Here is a 23,484-nt window from a genome sequence, read left to right as displayed (position 1 = left end):
GTGGATGCGGCGAGGGACAAGACCGGCATCCGCGGATGGTGGATCAGAACGTGTACTCGTAGGTAACGGAGTACATGCGACCGCGACCGGCGAAATAGTTCTTGAAGAAGTCCACCTGCGACCAGCTGAGCACGTACTGCTTGTTGGTCAGGTTCTCGATGCCCAGCGTCACGCGACCATAGTTCTCGAAATTGTAGTTGGCGCTGAGATCGAACAGCGTGTAACCCTGCGTGTGTTCCTGGAACGAGTAGGTCTGTCCGTCGAACGCACGCGTATCGGAACCCGTAAGGTCGCGATCCAGCAGCTTCGTGGCGTTGAGGGTGACGTCACCCTGTTCGTTGAAACGCCAGTTGACCGACGCGCCGATCTTGTCCGGATTGATGTCCGAGACACCGATCGGCTTGTTGAGCCCGCCTGCGGGATAGCGACCCAGCAGGTCGGCATTCCAGAACGCGGTCTCGCCCCGGATACGCGAGTAAAGACCGTTGACCTTCCACTGCGGATTGAAGCGCCATTCGCCGCTCAGTTCGACGCCCTTGATGCGGGTCGGGGCGCGGTTGAGCACGTAGTCGTTGGTCGCCGGGTCGACCGCCAGCGAGGTGCCGAACGGGGAGCGCGAGTCGTAGTACGAACCGCCGAGCGAACCGCGGTCGCCACGCCAGTTGAAACCGTACTCGCGGTTGTCGACGACGATCGCCTGCAGGTCGCGGATCCGGTCCACCGACTGGCCCGGCACGTTGATGTTGCGGAGCGGGATGCCGATGTTGGGCAGACTGAAGCCTTCGCCGTACGAGGCGAACACCGACCAGCCGCCGGCGATACGCCAGATGGCGCCGAAGTTCACCAGGTTCTCGGTGTACTCCACGCCGCCGCCCTCGACGAACACGCTGTTGCGGAAGGGCGTAGTCGTGTAGCTGTCGACGTGCAGCTCACCGTCCTCGCGACGGAAGCCACCGCTCACGGTCACCGGGCCGATGTCGTAGCTGAGCTGGACGTAGGGCGCCACGCTGGTGTATTCCATGGGCGGCACCCACAGGCGGTTGGTCAATGCGAGGCGCTGCTGCGCCTCGTCGTAGACATAGTCGACACCGGTGCGGAGTTCCAGGCCATCGACGCCGAACAGCGACGAGCGGGTCCACGACGGACGGAGACCCCACTTCTTGCTGGTGATTTCCGACTGGTCGAAGATGCGCTCCGCGCCCACCGGCAGCGGCCACACCAACTGGCGATCGTCTCCGTTCTCCGGGAGATAACGCATGGCCTGGTCAGCCCAGTACGCATTCAGCACCAGATTGCCGCCAAGGAAGTCTCCGTGCGTGTACAGCGCATTCAACTGCTCGAAGTCGTTGAACTCCGCCTTGCTGCCGAAGATCTGCCCGCGCTCGGACGTGTTGGTCACCGGATTGGGGCAGGTGCCGGGGCGGCAGCCCTCGACCTGGATGTAGTCGCCGTTGCCCTCGATCTTGAAATTGCTGTAACTCAGCTGCAGCCGCTGCACGCCGTCTTCACCGAAGTTGATGCCACCCTTCAGGAACAGGTTGCGGGCCACCGAGTCCGATACCGAGCCGCTCGTGTTCATGCCGACACGACGACCATCCGCGTCGTACGCCATGCCGCGATCGATGCGCGACACGCCCACCACCAGGTCGCGGTTCTCCTGCTTGAACGCATAGTTCAGGCCGAGTTTCCAGCCGGCGCTGTCGTCCTTGAACTGGGTGGAATAGCGCGACAGGAAGCGGAATTCGCTGCCTTCCTTGGTCGGCACGGTGGAGATGTAGTTGATGATGCCACCCGCGGCACCGATGCCCTCCGACGCCGACGGACCGTTGATGACCTCGATGCGGTCCACGATGCCCATGTCGGTGAACGTCGCGTTGCGGCCACCCTCGCGCAACGGCGAGCCTTGCGGCACGCCATCGAATAGGCGCAGCGCGATGCGGCCGCGCAGGGTTTCACCGGTATTGCTCATGGCCTGGGACGATTCCGCATAGCCGGGCACCGTGCGTGCCAGCACCGCCGTCGCGTCTTCGGTCAGCGCAAGCGTGTGCTTGACCTCTTCCTTGGACACCAGCGACACCGCACCGGGGATGCGGTCGATCGACTTCGGCGCACGCACGCCGGTCACGATCACCTGATCCAGGTCGACGGCATCCTTCGCCCGTTCTTCGGTCGTCGCGTCCTGCGGCGGCAGCGGAGTGTTCTGTTGGGCCTTGACGCTGGCGCTGACGGCGGCGGCCAGCAGGAAAACGCCGAACGCGGCGGGTACCTGTTTCATGGTGTGCTCTCGGAATGCTTCGGTGGACGGCACGGTCGCGCAGCGGGCGGCACGTTCCGGACTAGAGATGTGTGTGCGAAGACCGCGTTGGCGGCCGGCGTGCCCCGCGTTCCTCCCAGACGCGTGAACCCGACGATGGCCGCAGCGTAAGGCGACACCGGTCACGGAAGAATCGTCCGCCGATATGTTCACAGGCTAGTTTTTGTAGCGTGCACTGCAACATCGCGGCTCAGGCATGGCCGGTGGCGGCACGACTCTCCTGCAGCAGTACGGTGACCAGGCGGATGCGCACCGAGGAGCGCGACCACACCATGCCGATCCGGCGTGGCTCGCTGGGCAGCGGCAGCGGAATGCGCACCAGGTCCAGCCCCTCCGGCCACGGACGTGCCCAGTCGGGTACCAGCGACACGCCCAGGCCGCGGTCCACCATCACCGCAATGGCGTTGAGCCCGTTCAGTTCGAACCGCTCGCGCGGCACGATCCCGGCGGCATGCAGGTACTCGTCCGCCACGCGCCCGCCCCACTGGTTGCGGTCGTAGCGGATCAGCGGTTCGCTGCGCAGCAGGTCGTGCGGGTCGCGTCCCGCCATCCGCGCCGGCGCGATCATCACCAGCGGCTCTTCGCGCAGCAGCTGCCAGTCGCAGGTTTTGGGCAGGCTGTACGGCGCCTGCAGCACCAGCGCCGCGTCCAGTTCGCCCGCCTCCACCGCGCGATAGAGCTCGGCCGAGTACGCCGGCCGGATGTAGACGTTGATCTGCGGGAATGCATCGACCATGCGCGCCAGGATGTCGGGCAGCATGCCGGCCAGCGCGGTCGGGCACGCGCCCAGGCGCAGTTCGCCCGACACGTCGCTGTCGTTGGCCACACTGCGCATGTCCGATACGTCGCGGAGCAGGTCGCGTGCCCGCTGCAGGATGCGCGCGCCCTCTTCGGTCAGGCTGACGGTGCGCCCCGCGCGCGCGATCAAAGGCGCGCCCAGTTCCCGCTCGAGCGTGCGGATCTGCTGCGCCACCGCGGCGGGGGTGATGTTCAGCACGCGCGCCGCGGCCGCCATCGAGCCGCGGTCGGCGACCACCACGAACGTGTTCAGGAACTGGGTATCCACGCGCCTCCCCCTGCTGCCGTCAGGCTACACGAGGCGTGGCGCGCCGACGATGGGACCTATGGCCCATGCGCTCAGCCGGCCGTGTTCACGGCATCCTGCCGGTGGATCGTCAGGCCCTGCAGCGATTGCGCCGGTGGCGGGAACAGCCAGCTGGCCGCGTAGCCGATGACGATGCACAGCAGGATCGAGATGCCCAGGTAGAAGTACGGATGCACGAGATCCATCGACCAGATAAGCAGGGTCAGCACGATGGCCCCGGCGATGCCGATGGCAACGCCCTGTGCGTTGGCGCGCCGCGTGAACATCCCCAGCGTGTACGCCCCGGCGAAGCCACCCCCGAGCAGACCTGCCAGTTCGATCGAGACGTCGAACAGGGAGTGGATGTCGTAGCGCGAGAGCACCAGCGCTATGCCGATGCCCACCAGGCCCACCAGCACGCCCATGATCTCCGCGAACAGCACGCTCTTCTTCGGAGTCGGGTTCTTCGCCAGCTTCTCGTAGAAATCCACGGAGGCCAGCGTCGAGACGCTGTTGATGATGCTGGACAGCGTGGACATGGCGGCGGCGAAGATGCCGGCGATGATCAGGCCGGTGACGCCCATCGGCAGTTCTGCCGCGATGAACAGCGGGAATGTCGCGTCGATGGGCAGCAGCGGATTCATGCGCTCGGGATGGGACTGGTAGTACACGTACAGCGCCGTGCCGATCGCATAGAAGAAGAAGCCGCCGGGAATCATGATGGCGGCGAACGTCCATATCGAACGCCCCGCCTCCTTGTCGGACTTCGTGGACAGCACGCGCTGCATCAGCACCTGGTCTTTCGGGAACGTCAGCACCACGTCGAACACCACCAGGAAGATGAAGCCCCAGACGGTCGCCTTGGTGAGGTCGAAACTGAAATCGAACAGCTGCGTCTTGTTCTCCGCCATCGCCACCTGGAGGAACTCGGGCACGCCGCCGTTGAGGTGGTAGATGATGAATCCGATGGCGAAGATCGCGCCGCCGAACATCACGAACACCTGCACGAAGTCGGTCCAGATGACCGCCTTCATGCCGCCCAGCGTGGTGTAGATGATGGTGAACACGCCCATGATGAGGATGCTCCACACCACGTCCAGGCCGGTGATCGTGGCGATCGCGAGCGCGGGCAGGAACAGGATCACGCTCATGCGGCTGCCGATCTGCATCGCGATGCACAGGGCGCTGGCGAGCATCCGGATGGCGGGATGGAAACGCTTCTCCAGGTAGGAGAACACGGACATCAGGTCGAGGCGGCGCAGCAGCGGCACGATCCAGATGGCGACGAACATCAGGCCGACGACCGCGATCAGGTTGTTGGTCAGGTACTGCCAGTTCGTTTCGAACGCCTTCGCCGGAATCGCGATGAAACTGATGGAACTGGTGTTGGTGGCGTACAGGCTGACGCCGGCCGCCCAGAACGGGATGCTGCGGCCGCCGACGAAGAAATCCGCCGTGGATGCGCGTTTCTCCTGCAGGTAGAAGTACAGGCCGATGCCGACCATCGCTGCGAGATACACGACGATGACCAGCCAGTCCAGCCACTTGAGCAGGTAGGTGCCGCCGGTGATCGAGGTCGTCCGCAGCGCGCTGGCGCCGGCGTCCCAGCCGACCAGTCCGTCGCCCCAGGCCGTGACACGGGGCGAGAGCGCGGCCGTGGACCCGGGAATGTCGGTCCAGGCGCGGGTGATGGTATGGAAGGTCGCGAGCCGCGAGGCGGTGGAACCGGCGAATGGCTTGAGCAGATACAGCACGTGGGCCTGTCCGAGCGCGCGCGCCGTGCCTTCGCCGGCAAGCGCACCGGGAACGGGCGGCAATGATTGCCAGCCGTTTTCGGACGACCAGCGCCACTGGGCATCCTCGCCTGCGCCGCGCGTGGTGGCGATCAGTTCGCCGCGTTGCGCGACAAGCGAGTTGAGGGGCGCGCCCGACGGAAGCGCAGGCAGCGCCTGCCACGCGGTGGCGGCCGAGGCATCGACCGCGCGCCGCCATACGCGCGCCGTGCCCGCGTCGTCGCGACCGGCCGCATAGACATTCGCGGAATCCGCCGCAAGCTGGACCTGCTCGAGGGGTTGCGGGAACGCCGGCAATGGCTGCACGGACAGCTGTCCGCGCACGAGGTTCGCTGTTGCGATCCCGGCGATCCGCGAGCCGGTGATGTCCGATTGAAGCAGGTAGAGACGCCCCGGCGCCGCATTCCGCCAATGATCGACCGGGGCCGGCGCCTTCAGTCCGATCACCTGCCAGCGTGCTCCGGTCTTCTCCCACCGCCACGCAGCGGTGTCGCCGAAGGCCAGCAGGTCGTCACCGGCGCTGTGCAGGGCACGCGCACTCGCGGGCGGTACGGGAAGCGACCCCTCGGAAAGACGCGTGAGGCTCTCGCCGCGTGCATGGCCCGGCAACACGCCGCATGCGACCAGCACGGCAATGCCCACCATCGCCAGATACCTGTGTAGCGACGCCAGACCGAAACGGCCGCGGACCCGCGAAACGACCGTCATGCGCGCTCCCGTTCGGCAGCGGCGAGGACGGCGCGCGCGCGCGCGAGGAACGGGGCATCCACCATGCGGCCGTCCACCGCGTAGACACCCGCACTCCCCTCTGCGGCGGCAACCGTGCGACGCGCCGCGTCGACTTCCTCGACGGACGGCGCGAACGCCGCGTTGGCCCACGCCACCTGGCGCGGATGCACGCAACTCTTGCCCGCGAATCCGAGTGCGCGCGCCGCGTCGGCTTCGGCGCGGAAGCCGGCTTCGTCTTCCAGGCCAGGGAACGCGGCGTCGTAAGCGAACGCGCCCGCTTCCGCCGCGGCCATGCGCAGGGCGTACTGCGCGGCGTGCACGTTGCGAAGGTCGCTGCGGCGGATGCCGTAGGGCTCGAACAGATCGCCAAGCCCCAGTTGCAGGCCGCGGACGCGCGGATGGGCCTGCGCGATCTTGACCGCATGGCGCAGCGCGCGGGGGGTTTCGATGTTCACCAGCAGCCCGACGGCCCTGCGGACGCCGAGGCGCGCTTCGACCGACTCGACTTCGCTGATCGCTTGGCGGAGCTGTTCCACCGACTCGATCTTCGGCAGGTTGAGCAGGTCGATGTCCAGCGGCAGGATCGCGCGCAGGTCGTCCTCCCACGCCGACGAACTCCAGGCGTTCACGCGTACGACCACCTGCTTGCGCGCGGCACGGTGCGGTGCCGGCTGCAGGAAGGCAGCGACCTGCGTGCGCGCCGCCGCCTTGTCTTCGCCCGCGACGGCATCCTCGAGGTCGAAGGACAGGAGGTCTGCGTCGCCGGCCAACGCCTTGGCGAACAGCATCGGGCGACTGCCGGGCACGAACAGTTTGCTACGCATGGACGGCGCTCATCATGGCGCGCAGTCTGCTGGAATCGCGCCACCGGCAAAGCCCGCGCCAGCATCTTCAAACGATAGTTTTTGCTGCGTCCGGGAATGCGGCAACGCAACATTCCCTTGCGGCCGGACGCGCTCAGCGTTTGACGTCCAGGCTGTTCTCGCCGAGGAATGCCTGTACGTCGTTCGCGGCGACGAGATTGAAATCGCCCGGCAGCGAGTGCTTCAGGCATGCCGCCGCCACGCCGAAGTGCAATGCGTCGGCGGGCGCCATGCCGGCAAGGCCGCCGTGCAGGACGCCGGCCGCGAACGCATCGCCGGTGCCGATGCGATCCACGATGGGAGTCACTTCGTAGGACGGCGTCGTCAGCAGGCTGCCGTCGCGCAGGGCCGTGATGCCGGACAGCGCGTGATGGTCCACGCTGCGTTGCACGCGGATCGTCGCCGCCATCTGCCGGAGGTGCGGGAACGCCTTGAAGGCCGCAGCGGCTCCGGCCGCGAAGCGCTCCTGCGGCGTCGCCTGCGGGAAGTCCAGGCCGAGGATGACCTCCAGGTCGCGATGACTGGCGAACAGGATGTCGGCCCCGGACATCAGGCCGCGCAGGATCGTCGGTGCATCGCCCCCCCACGCGTCCCAGAGCTTGGGCCGGAAGTTGCCGTCGAACGACACGTTCACACCCGCGGCGCGCGCGGCGTCGATCGCCACGCGGACGCCGTCCGCCGCCTGCTGGCCAAGCGCAGGCGTGACGCCGGAGACATGCAGCCAGTCCGCACCCGACAGCAGCGCAGGCCAGTCGTGCGTGCCGCCACCTGCGCGCGCGAAGGCCGAATCGGCGCGGTCGTAGAGCACTTCGCTCGGTCGCTGGATCGCACCCGTCGTCAGGAAATACAGGCCCATGCGTCCTGCGACCTGCTGCACGGCGCGCGTGTCGACGCGGTGCCGGCGCAGCTCGCCCAGCGCGGCCTCACCCAGTGCGTTGTCCGCGACCAGGCCGACCATGCGCGCCTCGTGGCCGAAGCGCGCAAGCGAGACCGCGACGTTCGCCTCTGCGCCACCGATGTGCACGTCGAGCACCGGCGACTGCAGCAATGCCTGGCGGCCAGGCGCGCCCAGTCGCAGCAACAGCTCCCCGAAACAGACGATCTTGCCCATGACCCCACTCCTCCCGTGATGGTGGCGCACCAGCCTCGCCTGTCATCCGCGACTTGTCCACGGGACAAGGAAAAACGCGTGGAGACGGCAGTTGTTGTTGCAGCGCACACTCTGTTAGCGTTGTTTTTGACCAGCGGTGTCATTTTACCAGCTGGCAGGATTCGTAAGGGAATAAACCGCAGTTTTTGCCATCAAAACAGTCGCTCCACGCGGCCATGGTCCCTTGAGGAGGGGAGAACATGCCAGTTAGTCACCAGAACCGGAAGACACCGGTTACCTTGCTTGCCGTCTCGATCGGCCTGGCGCTGCAGATGAGTGCGGCGGCGCATGCCCAGGAGACCGCGCAATCGGCCGACTCCGGTCAGTCCGCGCCTGCCGAGAGCGTCGACACCCTCGACACCGTCAGCGTCACCGGGTATCGCGCCAGCGTCGAGAAAGCCCTCGACATCAAGCGCGGCGAAGCCGGCGTGGTCGATGCCATCGTCGCCGAGGACATCGGCAAGTTCCCGGATCTCAACCTGGCCGAATCGCTGCAGCGCATCCCCGGCGTGGTCATCACCCGCGATGCCGGCGAGGGCCGCAACATCTCGGTACGCGGCCTGGGCCCCGACTTCACCCGCGTGCGCATCAACGGCATGGAGGCATTGACCACGGTCGGTTCCACCGACCAGAACGGCGGCTCCAACCGCGGACGCGGTTTCGACTTCAACGTGTTCGCCTCCGACCTGTTTTCGCAGCTGATCGTGCGCAAGACCGCACAGGCGGATGTGGAAGAAGGCTCGCTCGGCGCCACCGTCGACCTGCGCACCGCGCGCCCGTTCGACTACGACGGGTTCACCCTGGTCGCCAGCGGCCAGGCCAGCTATGCCGACATGGGCAGCACGACCGACCCGCGCCTGGCGGGCCTGATCGCCAATACCTGGGCCGACGGCAAGTTCGGCGCACTGCTGTCGGTCGCCTACTCCGAGCGGCAGGCACTGGAGGAGGGCAGCGGCAGCGGACGCTGGGCCGGCGGCACCAGCAACAACGGCTTCAATCCCGCCTCGCCCTACACGCCGGCCCTTGCCGCCAACACCTACCATCCGCGCTTTCCCCGCTACACGCTGATGGAGCACGACCAGAAGCGCACCGGCGTGACGGCATCGCTGCAGTTCAAGCCGACCGACCGCACCCAGTTCGCCTTCGATGCGCTGTATTCGAAGATCGATGCGGTGCGCGACGAGAAATACATCGAAGCCATCTCGTTCAGCCGCGGCGCCTCGCAGGGCGGCAAGCCGCAGACCATCGTGCGCGAAGGCGCGATCGAGAACGGCGCACTGGTCTACGGCCTGTTCGACGACGTGGACATCCGCTCCGAGAGCCGCCACGACGAGTGGAACACGGTCTTCACGCAGCTGGGACTGGAAGGCGAGCACGAGTTCACGGACAACTTCAAGATCTCCGGGAAGCTGGGCACGTCGAAATCGGAACACGAGAATCCGATCCAGACGACGGTCATCATGGACAAGTTGAACGTCGACAATTACAGCTACGACTATCGTGGCAATCCGTACAAGCCGGTGATCGACTACGGCATCAGCCCGACCGACCCCAACGGCTGGACCCTGGCCGAGATCCGCATCCGTCCGCAGTACGTCGAGAACGATTTCGACGTCGCCCAGCTGGATTTCAACTGGAACATCAGCGCGGGCTTCCGCCTGAAGGGCGGCGTGCAGGCCAAGGACTACAGCTTCTCCACGCGCGAACTGCGTCGTTCGACGGAAGCACTGACCGGCGTGCCGATGTTCACCGACGGCACCCGCATCGTGCCGGCCGACCTGACCGAACAGGCCAGCCTGAGCGGCGTGAGCGGATCGCCGGGCACGTGGGTGATCCCCGACTACCAGGGCATCGCCGACTTCTACGACATCTACAGCAATACCGGTCCGTTCACCCTCAACGAGCGCGCGGTGAACACGCGCAGCGTCGAGGAGAAAGATCGTGGTGTCTACCTGATGGGCGAATTCTCCGCCGATCTTGGCGCGATTCCGGTGTCCGGCAACGTCGGCGTGCGTTACGTGCGTACGAAGCAGTCTTCCACGGGCATCGCGACGGCCAGCGGCACGCCGGTCGCCACGACGGTGTCCCGCGAATACAGCGACACCCTGCCGTCGATGAACCTGGTGGCCGAGATCACGCCTGACTTCCTGATCCGGCTGGGTGCCGCCAAGGTGATGACGCGTCCCGGCCTGGGCAGCCTGACGCCGGGCGTGACCGTCAACGTCAGCGGCGGTGCGCGCACCGTCAGCGGCGGCAATCCGAACCTGGATCCCATCCGCGCCAAGACGGTCGATCTCGGTTTCGAGTGGTATTTCAACGAAGGCGCGATGCTGGGCCTGGGGCTGTTCTACAAGGACATCGAGAGTTTCATCCAGACCACGCGCGTCGTGCAGCCGTACTCGTCGAGCGGCCTGCCCGCCAGCCTGTTGGACGGCACCGGCGCCGGTGTCAACGACGACTTCGTCTTCAGTGTTCCGCTCAACACCCCGGGCGGCGAACTGACCGGTTTCGAAGCCAACTACACGCAGCCCTTCACTTTCCTGCCGGGCAAGTTCGGCAATCTCGGCGTGCAGTTGAACTACACCTACGTCGATTCGCAGATCCAGTACCTGACGTCGACCGGTGCCAACTCGTTCAAGACCGATCTGACCGGCCTGTCCAAGCACGCGTGGAACGCGACGCTCTACTACGAAGGCGAACGCTTCTCCGGTCGTGTCTCGGCGACCAATCGCGACGACTTCCTGCTGCAGGTCCCGGCCACCGAAGCCGGCTTCGACGTGCACGGGCAGACCGGCACCACCACGGTCGACGCGTCCGTGCGCTGGAAGATCAACGACAAGCTGGAACTGAGCCTGGAAGGCATCAACCTGACCGACGAACCGCAGGAGTCGTGGGTGGCGAACTCGGGTGGCCAGCTCCCGCTGGACTACAGCGAAACCGGCCGCCAGTACCTGCTGGGCCTGCGATACAAGTTCTGATGCATTGACGGTCCCGCACCTCCCCCACGGGGTGCACCTGAAGCCCGGCCGCCTCTCCCGGCCGGGCTTTTTTGTGTCCGTGACCGGGCGCTTCCGATGAGGGGGCCGCCCGTTGACGACACCATTGTCTCGGGACATTTTCCCATTCGAATCAACTACTTGTTGTTGCGGCGCACTCTCTGATAGCGTCCTTGACCAGCGGTGTCATTCTGCATGCGCCGCACTGGAATGATTGGGGAATTCCACGTCGCCGCAGCCCGGCGACCTATCGATACGCCACGGGCCGCCCTTGGGAGGGGGATGTCATGAATCACTATCAGAATCGCCGGAAGACACCGGTTACCGCACTCGCGTTCGCGATCGCCGTCGCCCTGCACGCGCCTGCCTTCGCGCAGTCGCAGGACACGTCGGCCACGGCCGCGCCTGCCCCTACCGAACTCGACCGCATCGAGGTGGTGGGCACGTTCCGCGCCAGCCTGGAGAAGGCGCTGGAGGAAAAGCGCTACAGCGCCGAACAGATCGACGCCGTGGTCGCCGAAGACATCGGCAAGTTCCCGGATCTCAACCTCGCCGAAGCGCTGCAGCGCATTCCCGGCGTGGCGATCGACCGCGACGCCGGTGAAGGCCGCTCGATCACCGTGCGCGGCCTGGGCCAGGATTTCACCCGCGTGCGCATCAACGGACTGGAGGCGCTGGCGACCACCGGCGGCACCGACAGCTCGGGTGGCGCCAACCGCGGCCGCGGCTTCGACTTCAATGTGTTCGCATCGGAGCTCTTCAGCAAACTGACGGTACGCAAGACGCAGTCGGCGCAGGTGGACGAAGGCTCGCTCGGCGCCACCGTCGACCTGCGCGGCGCGCGTCCGTTCGACTACGACGGTTTCACCAGTACCGTGACCACCCAGATGGGCTACAACGACCTGTCGAAACGGTGGGATCCGCGCTTCTCCGCGCTGATCAGCAACACGTGGGCCGACGGTAGGTTCGGCGCGCTGCTCTCCGCCGCGTACAGCGAGCGCAACCTGTTGGAGGAAGGCTACAGCGCGGTACGCTGGGACAACGGTGCCTCGTCCAACGGCTTCTGCAGCCCGGTCGGCTACGCTCCGCAGAACAACACCAACAACAGCGGGCGCGGTACCACGGCCCTGAATTGCTCCACCGGCAATCCACGCCCGGCCAATACACAGGCCAACAACGATGCATACCGCCTGGCCTCGGCGACCACTACCTTCCATCCGCGCCTGCCCCGGTATGGTCGGCTGACGCACGAGCAGGAACGTCTCGGCGTCACGGCCGCGCTGCAGTTCAAGCCCAGCGACCGTACCCTGCTGAGCTTCGACGCGCTGTACTCGAAGCTGGATGCCACGCGCCAGGAGGATTTCCTGGAAACGATCTCCTTCAGCCGCTCGAACTCGCAGGGCGGCAAGTACGAAACGCACGTGCTGCAGGCCGAGGTCGATGATCGCGGCAACCTGGTCTATGGCGTGTTCGACAATGTCGACGTCCGGTCAGAGTCGCGGTTCGATGAGCTCTCCACCGAATTCAGCCAGTACAGCCTGAGCCTGGAACAGGACGTCACCGACCGGCTGACGCTGAATGCGATGGTCGGCACCTCGACGTCCGAGTTCCGGAATCCCGTGCAGACCACGGTGACCTTCGACATCCAGAACCTCGATGGCTACAGCTGGGACTACCGGGGCAACAGCCGCCTGCCGGTGATCACGTACGGCAGCCTGGACGTGACCAGCCCGTCGGCCTGGCGCTGGATCAGCAGCCCCGCCGCCAATACCACCGGCTCGGAAATCCGCATCCGGCCGCAGGGGGTCGACAACACCTTCGACACCGGCAAGCTGGACCTGGATTTCGCGATCAACGAGACCTTCACGCTGCGGGGCGGCGTGTCGTACAAGAAGTTCCAGATGGACACTTGGGAGTTCCGCCGCGCGAGCGAGACGTCGGTGCCCGCACTGCCGGCCGGCACCACCCTGGCGGACCTGTCCACCCTGGTCACCGGCTTCGGCCGCGGACTCGACGGCCGCGGGCCGAGCGCGTGGCTCATTCCGGATCTCGGCGCGATCGCCAGCCTGTTCGACATCTACTGCAACTGCAACACCGGCCTGCCCGGCGGCGACTTCACCCTCAGCAGCATCACCAACGGCAACGCGCGCGGCAACAACCGCAGCATCGGCGAGGAGGATTGGGGCAGCTACCTGCAACTGGACTTCAACACCGATCTTGCCGGGCGTCCGCTGCGCGGCAACGCCGGTCTTCGCTATGCCACCACGGACATCGATGCCAGCGGCTATACGTCGGTCGGCGGCGGTAGCCCGGTCACCGTCAGCAACGACTACAAGGACTGGCTGCCCTCGTTCAACGTCGCCTGGGACGTCACCGACGAGCTCGTGCTGCGTTTCGGCGCCGCCAAGGTGATGGCGCGTCCGCAACTGGGCAACCTGTCGCCCGGCGCCGGCGTCACCACGACCGGCACGCCGAACATCCGCGTGGGCAATCCGTACCTGGACCCGTTCCGCGCCAAGACCTACGACTTCAGCGCGGAATGGTACTTCGCCGAAGACTCGGTGCTTTCGCTGGCGCTGTTCTACAAGGACATCGAGACCTACATCCAGGAGCTGCGTGAGAACATCGCCTATCGCGATACCGGCCTGCCGCTGGAATGGGTGCCCTCGACGTTCTGGGACGTCCAGTTCGACGTGCGCACGCCGATCAACACGCCTGGCGGTCCGTTGAAAGGCTTCGAACTGAACTACCAGCAGCCGTTCACCTTCCTGCCGGGCGGCTTCCGTCACTTCGGCGTGCTACTCAACTATACGCACGTCGAATCGGACATCGACTACGCGGTGCCCGGATCGTTCCCGGTGACCTACATCGCCAACGACCTGGTCAACCTGTCGCCCGATTCGTACAACGCGACGCTGTACTACGACAACGACACGTTCAGTGCCCGCGTGTCGACCTCGTTCCGGGACGACTACCTGCAGCGCGTGCCGGGCCAGAACAACAACGACGTGGAAGGCAAGCGCAGCGCGCGCAGCGTGGACGTGTCGATGTCGTACAAGTGGAACAAGCAGTTCACGCTCACCTTCGAAGGGCTCAACCTGACGGACGAGTTCAACGACCAGTACGTGGATTCGGTGGGCGATCGCGCCTCGGTCTACCACCATACGGGCCGGCAGTACTACGTGGGCGCACGGTTCAACTTCTGAGCCCCGGCGGCGGGCGTCCCGCAGGACGTCCGCTGCACGGTCCAGCAGCCCCGCCACGGGCTCGCTCATGCGGGAACGCGCGAGCGGACCGGTGCCGCGGCCGCGCATCCGCCGACGATCCTCTCTTGACCTCACGCCCGCCATGCATGGCAGCCGGAAAGCAGAAGGCCCGCCGATGGGCGGGCCTGTCCGAACGTTGCCGGCCTGCGCCGGCAGCGTGCGCCTCAGCGCAGCGGCTCTCCGCGTGGATAACGGCCGGACACCGGCTCCATCGTGTCGAGATTCCATTCGCTCTCGACGAAGGGCTTGCGCGCTTCCTTGTACTGGGGATAGCCGCCCACCTGCTCTTGGCTGTCGATGATCTCGCCGCGCCCCTCGATGACATCGGCCACGATGCGACGGTCGATCAGGTCGCGGTTCCAGGGCGTGGCGCCCACCGTTTCGATCACCGCATCCTGCACCTTGGCGGATGGCAGCAGCGCGACGCCGAACGGCAGCGCCGGTGTGCTCTTCAGGCGGTTGAGCTTGACCGGCGCGGTGGTATAGCTGCCGGTCTCCTGGATGCTCGTGTTGCCCACGCGGTCGACGATGAGGTTGTCCTGCGCATACAGGTCGAGGTCGCCGGAACCGCCGATCATCAGGAAGGCCAGCGGTTCGGTCGACCTGCCGGCGCGCATGACGTTGCCGCGCACCACCATCTCGCCCTTCGAGTACGGATGACCCAGCCATTCTTCGGCGATCAGGTTGTAGTGGATCGCTCGCTGGCCCGGGTTGTAGATGAGGTTGTTGATCACCTGGCCGCGCGCACCGCCCTTGAACAGCGGGCTGCGTTCGTAGTTGTGCGCGTACAGGTTGCCGACGATCAGCACGTCGTTCACGTGGTCGTGGATCAGCGACCCCTTCGAGTGCTCGCCCTTCGGATGGGTGGCGTGTGCGAGTCCCTCACCGATGATGTTGTTGCTGTAGGTGATGCGGCGCGACGCATTGGCCATCCACTCCGCCTCGTTCTCGCCGTGGAAGCGGGTGCTGGAAGCGCTGAGGTTCTCGTCCGTGGCCCAGGTCAGCGAACAATGGTCGACGATCACGTCGTGCGCCCCACGCACCGTGGTGATGGCGTCGATGTCGCCGGAACGCTTCGGCTTGCCGCCGTCGCCCGGCCGGATGCGCAGATGGCGGATCACCACGTCATGGGCGGCGATGGTCAGGCCACCCTTGATGAGGGTCACGCCGGGGTGCGGCGCGGTCTGGCCGGCAATGGTCAGGAACGGCTCGTCGATGCGCAGTTCCTTCATGCCGAGATCGATCACGCCGCCGACCTCGAACACCACGATGCGCGGCCCCTTCCCGGTCACCGCTTCCTTGAACGAGCCGGGGCCGTCCGCGGCCAGCGTGGTGACCCGGACGATCCTGCCACCGCGCCCTCCCGGCGTGTGTGCCGCCGCGCCCTGTGCGCCGGGAAAGGCGACGCTCGTGGCGTCGGCCGCCAGCAGCGGTGGCGCGGCCAGCAGCATCAGCATCGCGGCCAGACCGCAGGTCAGTCCGCGGGCCCGCGCGGGGAAACGGATATGAAGCATTGGCTCCCTCCCAGGAGTGGATCGACGCATCGTGGCATCGGGATGGGTTTTTGCGGCAGTGCACATTGTCAATGACACCGGTTTACCATATACAGGCCATCAACCTGCACTGTCACTCGGCAGTGCAACAAAACGCAGCGGGGAGAACCCACTTGAGCAACGACCAGAATGCCCTCGCCGACGCGCGCGCCGCGGCGCCCGCACTGGCCGCCATCGCGGACAGTTTCGTCGGCGCGCGCCGCCAGGGCAGGGCTTTGCCGGGCTTTCCCGGCGATATCCCCGACGACCTCGTTACCGCCTACCGCGTACAGGATCTGGCGATCGCGCAATGGCCGGACCGGGTGGTCGGATGGAAGGTCGGATTCATCGCGCCCGAGCGCCGCGATGCGTCCGGCGACGAGCGCCTGCTGGGGCCGATCTTCGCAAAGCAGCTGCAGATGACCACCGGTAGTCAATCGGTCTTCGAAGTGTTCGAGGGCGGCTTCGGCGCGGTGGAAGCCGAATACGTGCTGCGACTGGACGCGGATGCGCCAGCCGGCAAGCTCGACTGGACGCCTGAAGAGACCGCCGCCGTGCCATCGACGCTGTTCACCGGCATGGAAGTCGCCAGCAGTCCGCTGGCGACGATCAATCAGCTGGGTCCGCGTGTCGTCGTGTCCGACTTCGGCAACAACAATGGCCTGGTGATGGGCGTCGAGATCCCGGACTGGGCCCATCGCAGCGATGCCTCGCTGGCGTGCACCACCTCGATCGACGGCCGGCAGGTCGGACAGGGAGGCGCGACCACGCTGCCCGGCGGGCTGCGTGCCGCCTTCGCGTTCGCGCTCTCGCGTTCGGCGCGCCGCGGCCGCCCGCTGAAAGCCGGCGACCTGATCGCCACCGGCAACGCCACCGGCATCCACGACATCCTGCCGGGCCAGCGGGCGTGCATCGCGTTCGACGGTCATGGCAGCATCGACGGCGTGGCCACGGCTGCGACCGCGAAGGACGAGGGAGACTGGCGCGCATGATGAACCGTCGTCGTTTCCTGGGCGCCGGCCTGGGCGTGGCGGCCGCGCTGCCGATGGCAGGCGGCCGGGCATTCGCCGACGAGGGACGGCGCGTGCTCACCGCTACCGACGTGCACGTGAAGGACTATCCCACCGTCCAGGCCGTGCGCTGGATCGGCGAGACCCTCGCGAGGGAGACCGGTGGCCGGGTGACCCTGCGCCAGTACCACTCAGGCCAGCTGGGCCGCGAATCCGAAGCCATCGACATGGCGCGGTTCGGCGCCATCGACATGACGCGCGTGTATGCCGGCGCGCTGAACAATGCCTTCCCGTTGACCCAGGCGCTCTGCCTGCCGTACGTCTTCGATTCGGTCCCGCACATGCGGCGGGCGATGGACGAGGGCGTGGGCCAGGCGGTGCTGGACGGTTTCGCACGGCGCGGCCTGGTTGGCCTGGCGATCTACGATTCGGGCGCGCGGTGCTTCTACAACACCCAACATGCCATCCGCGCGCCGGCCGACCTGCATGGCCTGAAGATCCGCGTGCCGGTGTCCGACATCTTCATCCGCATGCTGCGCCTGTTCGGCGCCAATCCCACTCCGCTGTCGCTGGGCGAAGTGTTCTCGGGGCTGGAGACGCGCATGATCGACGGCGCGGAAAACAACATCCGCAGCTTCCACTCCAGCCGGCATTTCGAAGCCGCGCGCTACTGGTCGCAGACCAACCACTCGTACGCGCCCGACGTGCTGCTGGTCTCGCAGCGGACGCTGGACAGCCTCCAGCGGCGCGACCGCGACCTCCTGATCGACACCGCGCGCCAGTCCGTCGGCGTGATGCGCACGCTTTGGGACGCATCGGAAGCGGAAGCGCGCGGCGCCGTCTTCGCGGCCGGGGTCGAGCGCAACGACGCGGACCTGTCCGCTTTCGCACGGGCATCGCAGCCCCTGCTCTCCGAATACCGCAGGGATCCGGCGATCGACACGCTCTACCGCCGCATCCGCGACCTGGCCTGAGGATCGACCATGTCAGAAGAAACCACGCTCCTTCCCGCCACTCCGGTACAGCGCGGCATGGACCTGCTGTCCGATGCCGCCATCGCCATCGCCGTCGCCGCCCTGCTGGGGCTGGTGGTCGTGCAAGGCTGGCAGGTCATCGCGCGTTACGTCATCAACGATTCGCCCAGCTGGACCGAACCGGTCACCGTGCTGCTGCTGACCACCGCCATGAGCCTGGGAGCCGCGGCTGGCGTGCACACCCAGCGACATTTCGGTTTCTTCCTGTTGGCCGATGCGGTCGGTCCGCGCCTGAAGAAGGTGCTGCATGCCATTTCGCCCCTGGTGATCGCGGCCATTGGTGGCGTGATGGCGTACTGGGGCGCGGTGCTGCTGTTCGACGGCCTGGACATCCGCATCGCCGGCGCGCCGATGCCGCAGAGCATCGGCTACCTGCCGCTGTCGGTCGGCGGGACGTTGATGGTGGTGTTCGCCCTGTACCGCCTGTTCCTGGTGCTGCGTGCGCCGCTGACCGACGAGGCCCGCTGACCGATGGCGATCACCCTGCTGTTTTCCCTCTTCGCGATCCTGCTGCTGATCGGCGTGCCGGTCGCGTACGCGCTGGCCGCTGCGTCGCTGGCCACCCTGCTCTACCTCGACCTGCCCAGCATCGTGCTGGTGCAGCAGATCTCGTCGGGCACGGGCTCCGCATCGCTGATCGCCATTCCGCTTTTCATCTTCGCCGGCGAGATCATGCTTCGCGGCGGCATTTCCGAACGCCTCATCAGCCTGGCCGCCTCACTGGTGGGACGTCTGCGTGGTGGCCTTGGCCAGGTCAGCATCCTGTCGTCGCTGTTCTTCGGCGGCGTATCCGGCTCGGCGATTGCCGACGTATCGGCCGTCGGCGGCACGATGATTCCGCAGATGGTCAAGCGGGGCTATGACCGCGATTTCGCCGTCAACGTCAGCATCACCGCTGCCTTGGTAGCGCTGCTGGTGCCGCCGTCGCACAACCTCATCCTGTTCTCGGCGGCCGCGGGCGGTGGCCTGTCGATCGCCGACCTGTTCGCCGCGGGCATCGTGCCGGCATTGCTGATGACGGTCGTGCTGATGTTCACCGGCTGGGCGGTCGCCTGCAGGCGCGGCTATGGCACCGAGCCCTTCCCCGGCATGCGCGCAGTGATGCTGCGGCTGGTGGCCGCGCTGCCCGGTCTCGGCCTGGTGGGACTGATCTTTTTCGGCATCCGCGCCGGCATTTTCACGGCGGTGGAGAGCGCCGCGATCGCGGTCGTCTACGCACTGCTCGTGACCAGCGTGCTGTACCGCCAGCTGTCGATGAAGGAATTCTTCGCCACGGTGACGCATGCGGCACGCACCACCGGCGTGATCCTGTTCGTGATCGCGACGGCCGCCGTCTTCGGCTGGCTGCTCGCCTATCTGCAGGTCCCGGCCGCTGCGGTCGATGCGCTGCAGTCGATCGCACACAGCAAGTACACCGTGTTGCTGCTGATCGTGCTGGTGCTGCTGGTGCTGGGCACGTTCATGGACCTGGCTCCCATGATCCTCATCTGCACGCCGATCTTCCTGCCCGTCGCACGCGCGTACGGCATCGATCCGATCCACTTCGGACTGGTGCTGGTGCTGACGGGCGGCATCGGCCTGGTGACGCCGCCGGTGGGATCCGTGCTGTTCATCGGTACGGCCATCGGCAAGATCACCATCGCGCAGAGCATGCGCACGATCTGGCCGTTCTGGCTGGCCGGCTTGGCGGTGCTGCTGGTGGTGGCGCTGTTCCCCGACCTCTCGCTGTGGTTGCCGCGGGTGTTGAAGGGATGATCGCGGTGCGTGCCCTGGCCATCGCGTTGCTGATCGCATCCTCGTCCGCGATGGCCACGCCGTCGGATGACGCGCCTTCGCTCGCCGGCTTCGAGGACGCCATCCATCACTGGCGCAACGTGCATGGCGATGCGTACCCGCGCTATCTGCCGGAGGACGTTGCGAAGATCGCCGACAACATCCTGCGCTACCAGCGCGTGGACGGCGGCTGGATCGAAAACCAGGATCCGGCGAGGATCCTGGACGATGCCGAGAAAGCGCGTTTCGATGCCGAAGCCCGCAAGTCCGGCGGCAGTTTCGATAACCGCAACATCTACACGCAGGTGGACTACCTCGCCACGGCGTACGCGATCACCGGCGACATGCGGTATCGCGACGGCAGCCTGAAGGGCTTGCAGTTCACCCTGGCGCAACAGATCCCCTCGTGCGGGGGCTGGCCGCATACGGTGCCGGCCACGCAGTCCTACCACCCCCACATCACCATCGCCGACGACGTCACCGCCGGTGTGCTCGGCACGCTACGCAAGGTGGTGTCGGACACGCGCCGCTACGCCTTCGTCGATGCCGCGCTGCGCGCCCGCGTCCAGTCCGCCGTCGACGCGGGCGACGCCTGCCTGCTCCGGCTGCAGATCAGGCAGGGCGACACCCTTGCGGGCTGGGCGGGCCAGTACGACGCGCAGACGCTGGCGCCCGCGCAGGGACGCAAGTTCGAACTGCCTTCGATCACCGGGCAGGAAACCGTCGGCGTGGTGCGCTACCTGATGTCGATTCCCGACCCGTCGCCCGACGTGGTGAAGGCGGTCGACGGTGCGGTCGCGTGGCTGCGCCGGGTGGAAATCACGGGGTGGCGCATCGAGACATTCGAGGCGCCCGCCGAGCAGTTCCAGTACCACAGCAGTACGAAGGACCGCCGGCTGGTGGCCGATCAGACGGCTTCCGGCCTGTGGGCACGCTTCTACGACGTGAAGGACAACAGCGCCGTCCTCGCGACACGTGACAGCCAACGCGTCGCGCGCTACGAGGACATCCCGCGCGAGCGGCGCACCGGTTACGAGTGGTACGGCAGCTGGCCGAAGCGTCTGCTGTCGAAGGAATACCCGCAATGGAAGGCGTCGCACCCGGCGACGCCCTGAGGAAGCTCCGCATGCCGTTGATCAGGCTCATCGCCGTCGCGCTGTCCTTTTGTTTCGCCTTCGAGGCAATGGCCGCGGACACCACACCTCCCGCCTGGAAGCGCGGTATCGAGCATCAGCGCCAGGCCGACCTCGGCGATGGCACGTTCCTCAATCCGGTGCTGGCGGGCGATCGACCCGATCCCTCGGTGCTCAAGGACGGCGACGACTACTACCTCACCCTGTCGTCGTTCACGGCGTATCCGGGCCTGCCGGTGTGGCATTCGCGCGACCTGATCAACTGGCAGCCCATCGGCCATGCGATCACGAAGAACGTCGGCTCGATCTGGGCGCCGGACCTGGTCAAGCACCAGGGCCGCTACTACATCTACTTTCCCGCGCGCGTGGGCGGTACCGAGTCACCCCGGCGCAGCAACTTCGTCGTGTGGGCCGACGACATCCGCGGGCCGTGGAGCGAACCGATCGACATCGGCCTGCCTGGCCATATCGACCCCGGCCACGCGGTGGGCGAAGACGGCAAGCGCTACCTGTTCCTCAGCGGCGGCGACTATGTGCAGTTGGCCGATGATGGTCTGAGCACCGTCAGCGCGGTGAAGCATGTCTACGACGGTTGGCGGTATCCCGAATCCTGGGATGTCGAAGGCTATGCGCAGGAAGGCCCGAAGATCACCTTCCGCAACGGCTGGTACTACATGGTCACGGCCGTCGGCGGAACGGCGGGGCCGCCCACCGGCCACATGGTGATCGTCGCGCGTTCGCGCTCGATCCACGGCCCGTGGGTGAACGCCCCCAACAACCCCGTGGTGCGCACGACCTCGCGCGACCAGTACTGGTGGTCGCGCGGCCATGCGACGCTGGTCGAGGATGCCGCAGGCCAGTGGTGGATGATCTACCACGGTTACGAACACGACTTCTGGACGCTGGGCCGGCAGGCACTGCTCGATCCGATCGAGTGGACGGAGGACGGCTGGTTCGTCGCCAAGGGCGGCGACTTGAGCCAGCCGCTGCGCAAACCCGCGGGCCAGGCGCTGTCACCGCACGGGATGGCGCTGTCGGACGACTTCCGCAGCGGCAAGCTCGGCCCGCAGTGGGCCTTCTACGACCCGGCGCCGGACGAGTCCCGTCGACTCACTTTCGGCGATGGCGTGATGACGCTGGAGGGCAAGGGTACCGCGCCGCGCGACAGCTCACCGCTGGGCATCATCGCAGGCGACCTTGCCTACCAGTTCGAGGTCGAGATGGACGTCGAGCCCGGCGCGCAGGGTGGCGCGGTGCTGTTCTACAACGACCGCCTGTACGCCGGCGTGGGCAGCAACGGGGAACAGTTCGTGATGCACCGTTACGGGTTGGAGCGCCCCGGCAAGCTGGCCCCGAGCACCAAGGGCGGCAAGCTCTGGCTACGGGTCACCCACAACCGCCATGTCCTCACCCTCCATACCAGCACGAACGGCAAGACTTGGACCAAGTACCCCGTGCAGATGGAGGTCTCCGGCTACCACCACAACGTGGCCGGGGGCTTCCTCGCCCTAAAGCCATCGCTGTACGCCGCTGGCCAGGGCAAGGTGCATTTCCGTAATTTCCGCTATCGCGCGCTGGACTGACCCCCAGCCGCTAGAATCCCCTCGACCGACGACCGGACCCGCACCGCCCCATGCCCGCGCGCAAGAAGCCCGAAAGCCCCGCCGCCCTGCCCACCGGTGGCAAGGCCGCCACCATCAACGACATCGCGCGTCTGTCCGGCGTCTCCAAGAAAACCGTGTCGCGGATCATCAACCACTCGCCGCTGGTGCGTAAGGACACGCGCGAAAAGGTCGAAGCGCTGATGCGCGAGGTCGGCTACTCGCCGGATCCGATGGCACGCGGGCTGGCGTTCCGGCGCTCGTTCCTGATCGGCATGGTCTACGACAATCCGACGGCGCAGTACATCGTGAACATGCAGTACGGCGCGCTGGACGCCTTGCGAGATTCGGGCTTCGAGCTTGTCGTGCATCCCTGCGACAGCCGCAGCCCCGGCTACATCGACGGCGTGCGCCGTTTCGTGCAGCAGCAGAAGCTGCACGGCGTGATGCTGGTGCCGCGCGCGTCCGAAGACCAGGCGCTGGCCGACATGCTGGCGGAAATCGGCTGCCGCTATTCGCGCATCGCCTCGGTCTCGATGGACGAGCCGTCGCGCATGGTGGTCACCCATGACCGCGACGGCGCCGCCGAAGCCGCCGAGTACCTGTTGTCGCTGGGCCATACCGACATCGCGCTGATCACCGGCCCAAGTGCCTATCGCTCCTCGATCGAACGCACGGATGGCTTCGTGCAGGCGCTCGCGAAGCGCGGCCTGGATCTGCCGAAGTCGCGCATCATCGAGGCGGGCTACACATTCGAATCCGGCGTGGTCGCGGCCGAAAAGCTGCTGTCCGGCAAGAACCGGCCCACCGCCATCTTCACCGGCAACGACGAAATGGCGGCCGGCGTGTACAAGGTCGCCATGCGCGCCGGCATCAGCATCCCGCGCCAGCTGTCGGTGGTCGGCTTCGACGACAGCCCGCTGGCCTCGCGTCTGTGGCCCTCGCTGACGTCGGTGCGCCGCAACACCCGGGACACCGGCCGCACCGCGGCCGCCATGCTGATCCAGCCGGAAGGCACGCCCGTGCTCGCCGCCGCCAGCATCCGCCCGCACCTGATCATCCGGGACTCGTCCCAGCCCCCCGAATAATCTGCCCGGTGCGGCTGCGACACCCCTGCCGCACCGCAAAATGACACCGGTTACCAAAGTCCGTAGAATCGGCCCACGACCTACCCGACGCCCTGTTCCAAACGCGTCCGCATCCACG

General features: G+C 66.5%; 14 protein-coding genes and 1 pseudogene. 9 read left to right on the top strand and 6 right to left on the bottom strand.

The window, feature by feature from the left end:
- Nucleotides 1-43: 43 nt before the first annotated feature.
- From CYU89_RS06000 to CYU89_RS05980, 5 genes are all read right to left on the bottom strand, one after another.
- Entirely contained in the window at nt 44-2,275 is a 2,232-nt protein-coding gene (locus CYU89_RS06000) for a TonB-dependent receptor (protein ID WP_296279357.1), read from the bottom strand.
- Nucleotides 2,276-2,504: 229 nt separating this feature from the next.
- The gene (locus tag CYU89_RS05995) at nt 2,505-3,380 is read right to left on the bottom strand and encodes a LysR family transcriptional regulator (RefSeq protein WP_296279356.1); all 876 of its coding nucleotides are present in this window, start codon (nt 3,378-3,380) and stop codon (nt 2,505-2,507) included.
- A 71-nt stretch (nt 3,381-3,451) separates the two neighbouring features.
- Nucleotides 3,452-5,899: a sodium:solute symporter gene (locus tag CYU89_RS05990; protein ID WP_296279354.1), complete on the bottom strand. Its 2,448-nt coding sequence runs from the start codon at nt 5,897-5,899 to the stop codon at nt 3,452-3,454.
- The gene (locus CYU89_RS05985; RefSeq protein ID WP_296279353.1) at nt 5,896-6,744 is read right to left on the bottom strand and encodes a CoA ester lyase; all 849 of its coding nucleotides are present in this window, start codon (nt 6,742-6,744) and stop codon (nt 5,896-5,898) included. The genes CYU89_RS05990 and CYU89_RS05985 overlap by 4 nt, the downstream gene beginning before the upstream one ends.
- Before the next feature lie 133 nt (nt 6,745-6,877).
- Complete coding sequence (locus CYU89_RS05980; RefSeq protein WP_296279351.1) at nt 6,878-7,894, bottom strand: sugar kinase; 1,017 nt, start codon at nt 7,892-7,894, stop codon at nt 6,878-6,880.
- A gap of 239 nt (nt 7,895-8,133) precedes the next feature.
- On the opposite strand from CYU89_RS05980, the gene CYU89_RS05975 reads away from it, so the two are divergent.
- Both CYU89_RS05975 and CYU89_RS05970 read left to right on the top strand, forming a co-directional pair.
- The gene (locus CYU89_RS05975) at nt 8,134-10,911 is read left to right on the top strand and encodes a TonB-dependent receptor (RefSeq protein ID WP_296279349.1); all 2,778 of its coding nucleotides are present in this window, start codon (nt 8,134-8,136) and stop codon (nt 10,909-10,911) included.
- A 305-nt stretch (nt 10,912-11,216) separates the two neighbouring features.
- Nucleotides 11,217-14,135 (top strand): TonB-dependent receptor, encoded by a 2,919-nt coding sequence (locus tag CYU89_RS05970; RefSeq protein WP_296279348.1) that lies wholly within the window; start codon nt 11,217-11,219, stop codon nt 14,133-14,135.
- Between the two features lie 224 nt (nt 14,136-14,359).
- Here CYU89_RS05970 and CYU89_RS05965 read toward each other — a convergent pair whose 3' ends face one another.
- The gene (locus CYU89_RS05965; protein ID WP_296279347.1) at nt 14,360-15,709 is read right to left on the bottom strand and encodes a hypothetical protein; all 1,350 of its coding nucleotides are present in this window, start codon (nt 15,707-15,709) and stop codon (nt 14,360-14,362) included.
- A 152-nt stretch (nt 15,710-15,861) separates the two neighbouring features.
- Here CYU89_RS05965 and CYU89_RS05960 point away from each other — a divergent pair, with 152 nt between their 5' ends.
- From CYU89_RS05960 to CYU89_RS05930, 7 genes and pseudogenes are all read left to right on the top strand, one after another.
- Nucleotides 15,862-16,719, top strand: a complete 858-nt coding sequence (locus CYU89_RS05960; protein WP_296279346.1) for a 2-keto-4-pentenoate hydratase — start codon at nt 15,862-15,864, stop codon at nt 16,717-16,719.
- Nucleotides 16,716-17,711, top strand: a complete 996-nt coding sequence (locus tag CYU89_RS05955) for a TRAP transporter substrate-binding protein (protein WP_296279345.1) — start codon at nt 16,716-16,718, stop codon at nt 17,709-17,711. Before CYU89_RS05960 ends, CYU89_RS05955 begins: the two co-directional genes overlap by 4 nt.
- Before the next feature lie 9 nt (nt 17,712-17,720).
- Nucleotides 17,721-18,239: a TRAP transporter small permease gene (locus CYU89_RS05950; RefSeq protein WP_296279344.1), complete on the top strand. Its 519-nt coding sequence runs from the start codon at nt 17,721-17,723 to the stop codon at nt 18,237-18,239.
- 3 nt (nt 18,240-18,242) lie between these two features.
- Entirely contained in the window at nt 18,243-19,526 is a 1,284-nt protein-coding gene (locus CYU89_RS05945; RefSeq protein WP_296279343.1) for a TRAP transporter large permease, read from the top strand.
- Nucleotides 19,523-20,659 carry a pectate lyase gene (pelA, locus tag CYU89_RS05940; RefSeq protein ID WP_296279342.1) on the top strand — a complete coding sequence of 379 codons (1,137 nt, stop codon included), beginning with the start codon at nt 19,523-19,525 and terminating at the stop codon, nt 20,657-20,659. Before CYU89_RS05945 ends, pelA begins: the two co-directional genes overlap by 4 nt.
- Before the next feature lie 95 nt (nt 20,660-20,754).
- Nucleotides 20,755-22,260: pseudogene (locus CYU89_RS05935) on the top strand (family 43 glycosylhydrolase); the annotation flags it as partial.
- A 50-nt stretch (nt 22,261-22,310) separates the two neighbouring features.
- Nucleotides 22,311-23,366, top strand: coding sequence for a LacI family DNA-binding transcriptional regulator (locus CYU89_RS05930; protein WP_296279341.1), 1,056 nt, complete (start codon nt 22,311-22,313; stop codon nt 23,364-23,366).
- Nucleotides 23,367-23,484 lie beyond the last annotated feature (118 nt).

Source organism: Pseudoxanthomonas sp., assembly GCF_002863005.1.
GTDB lineage: Bacteria > Pseudomonadota > Gammaproteobacteria > Xanthomonadales > Xanthomonadaceae > Pseudoxanthomonas_A.
This window is presented reverse-complemented; position numbering and strand designations above follow the sequence as displayed.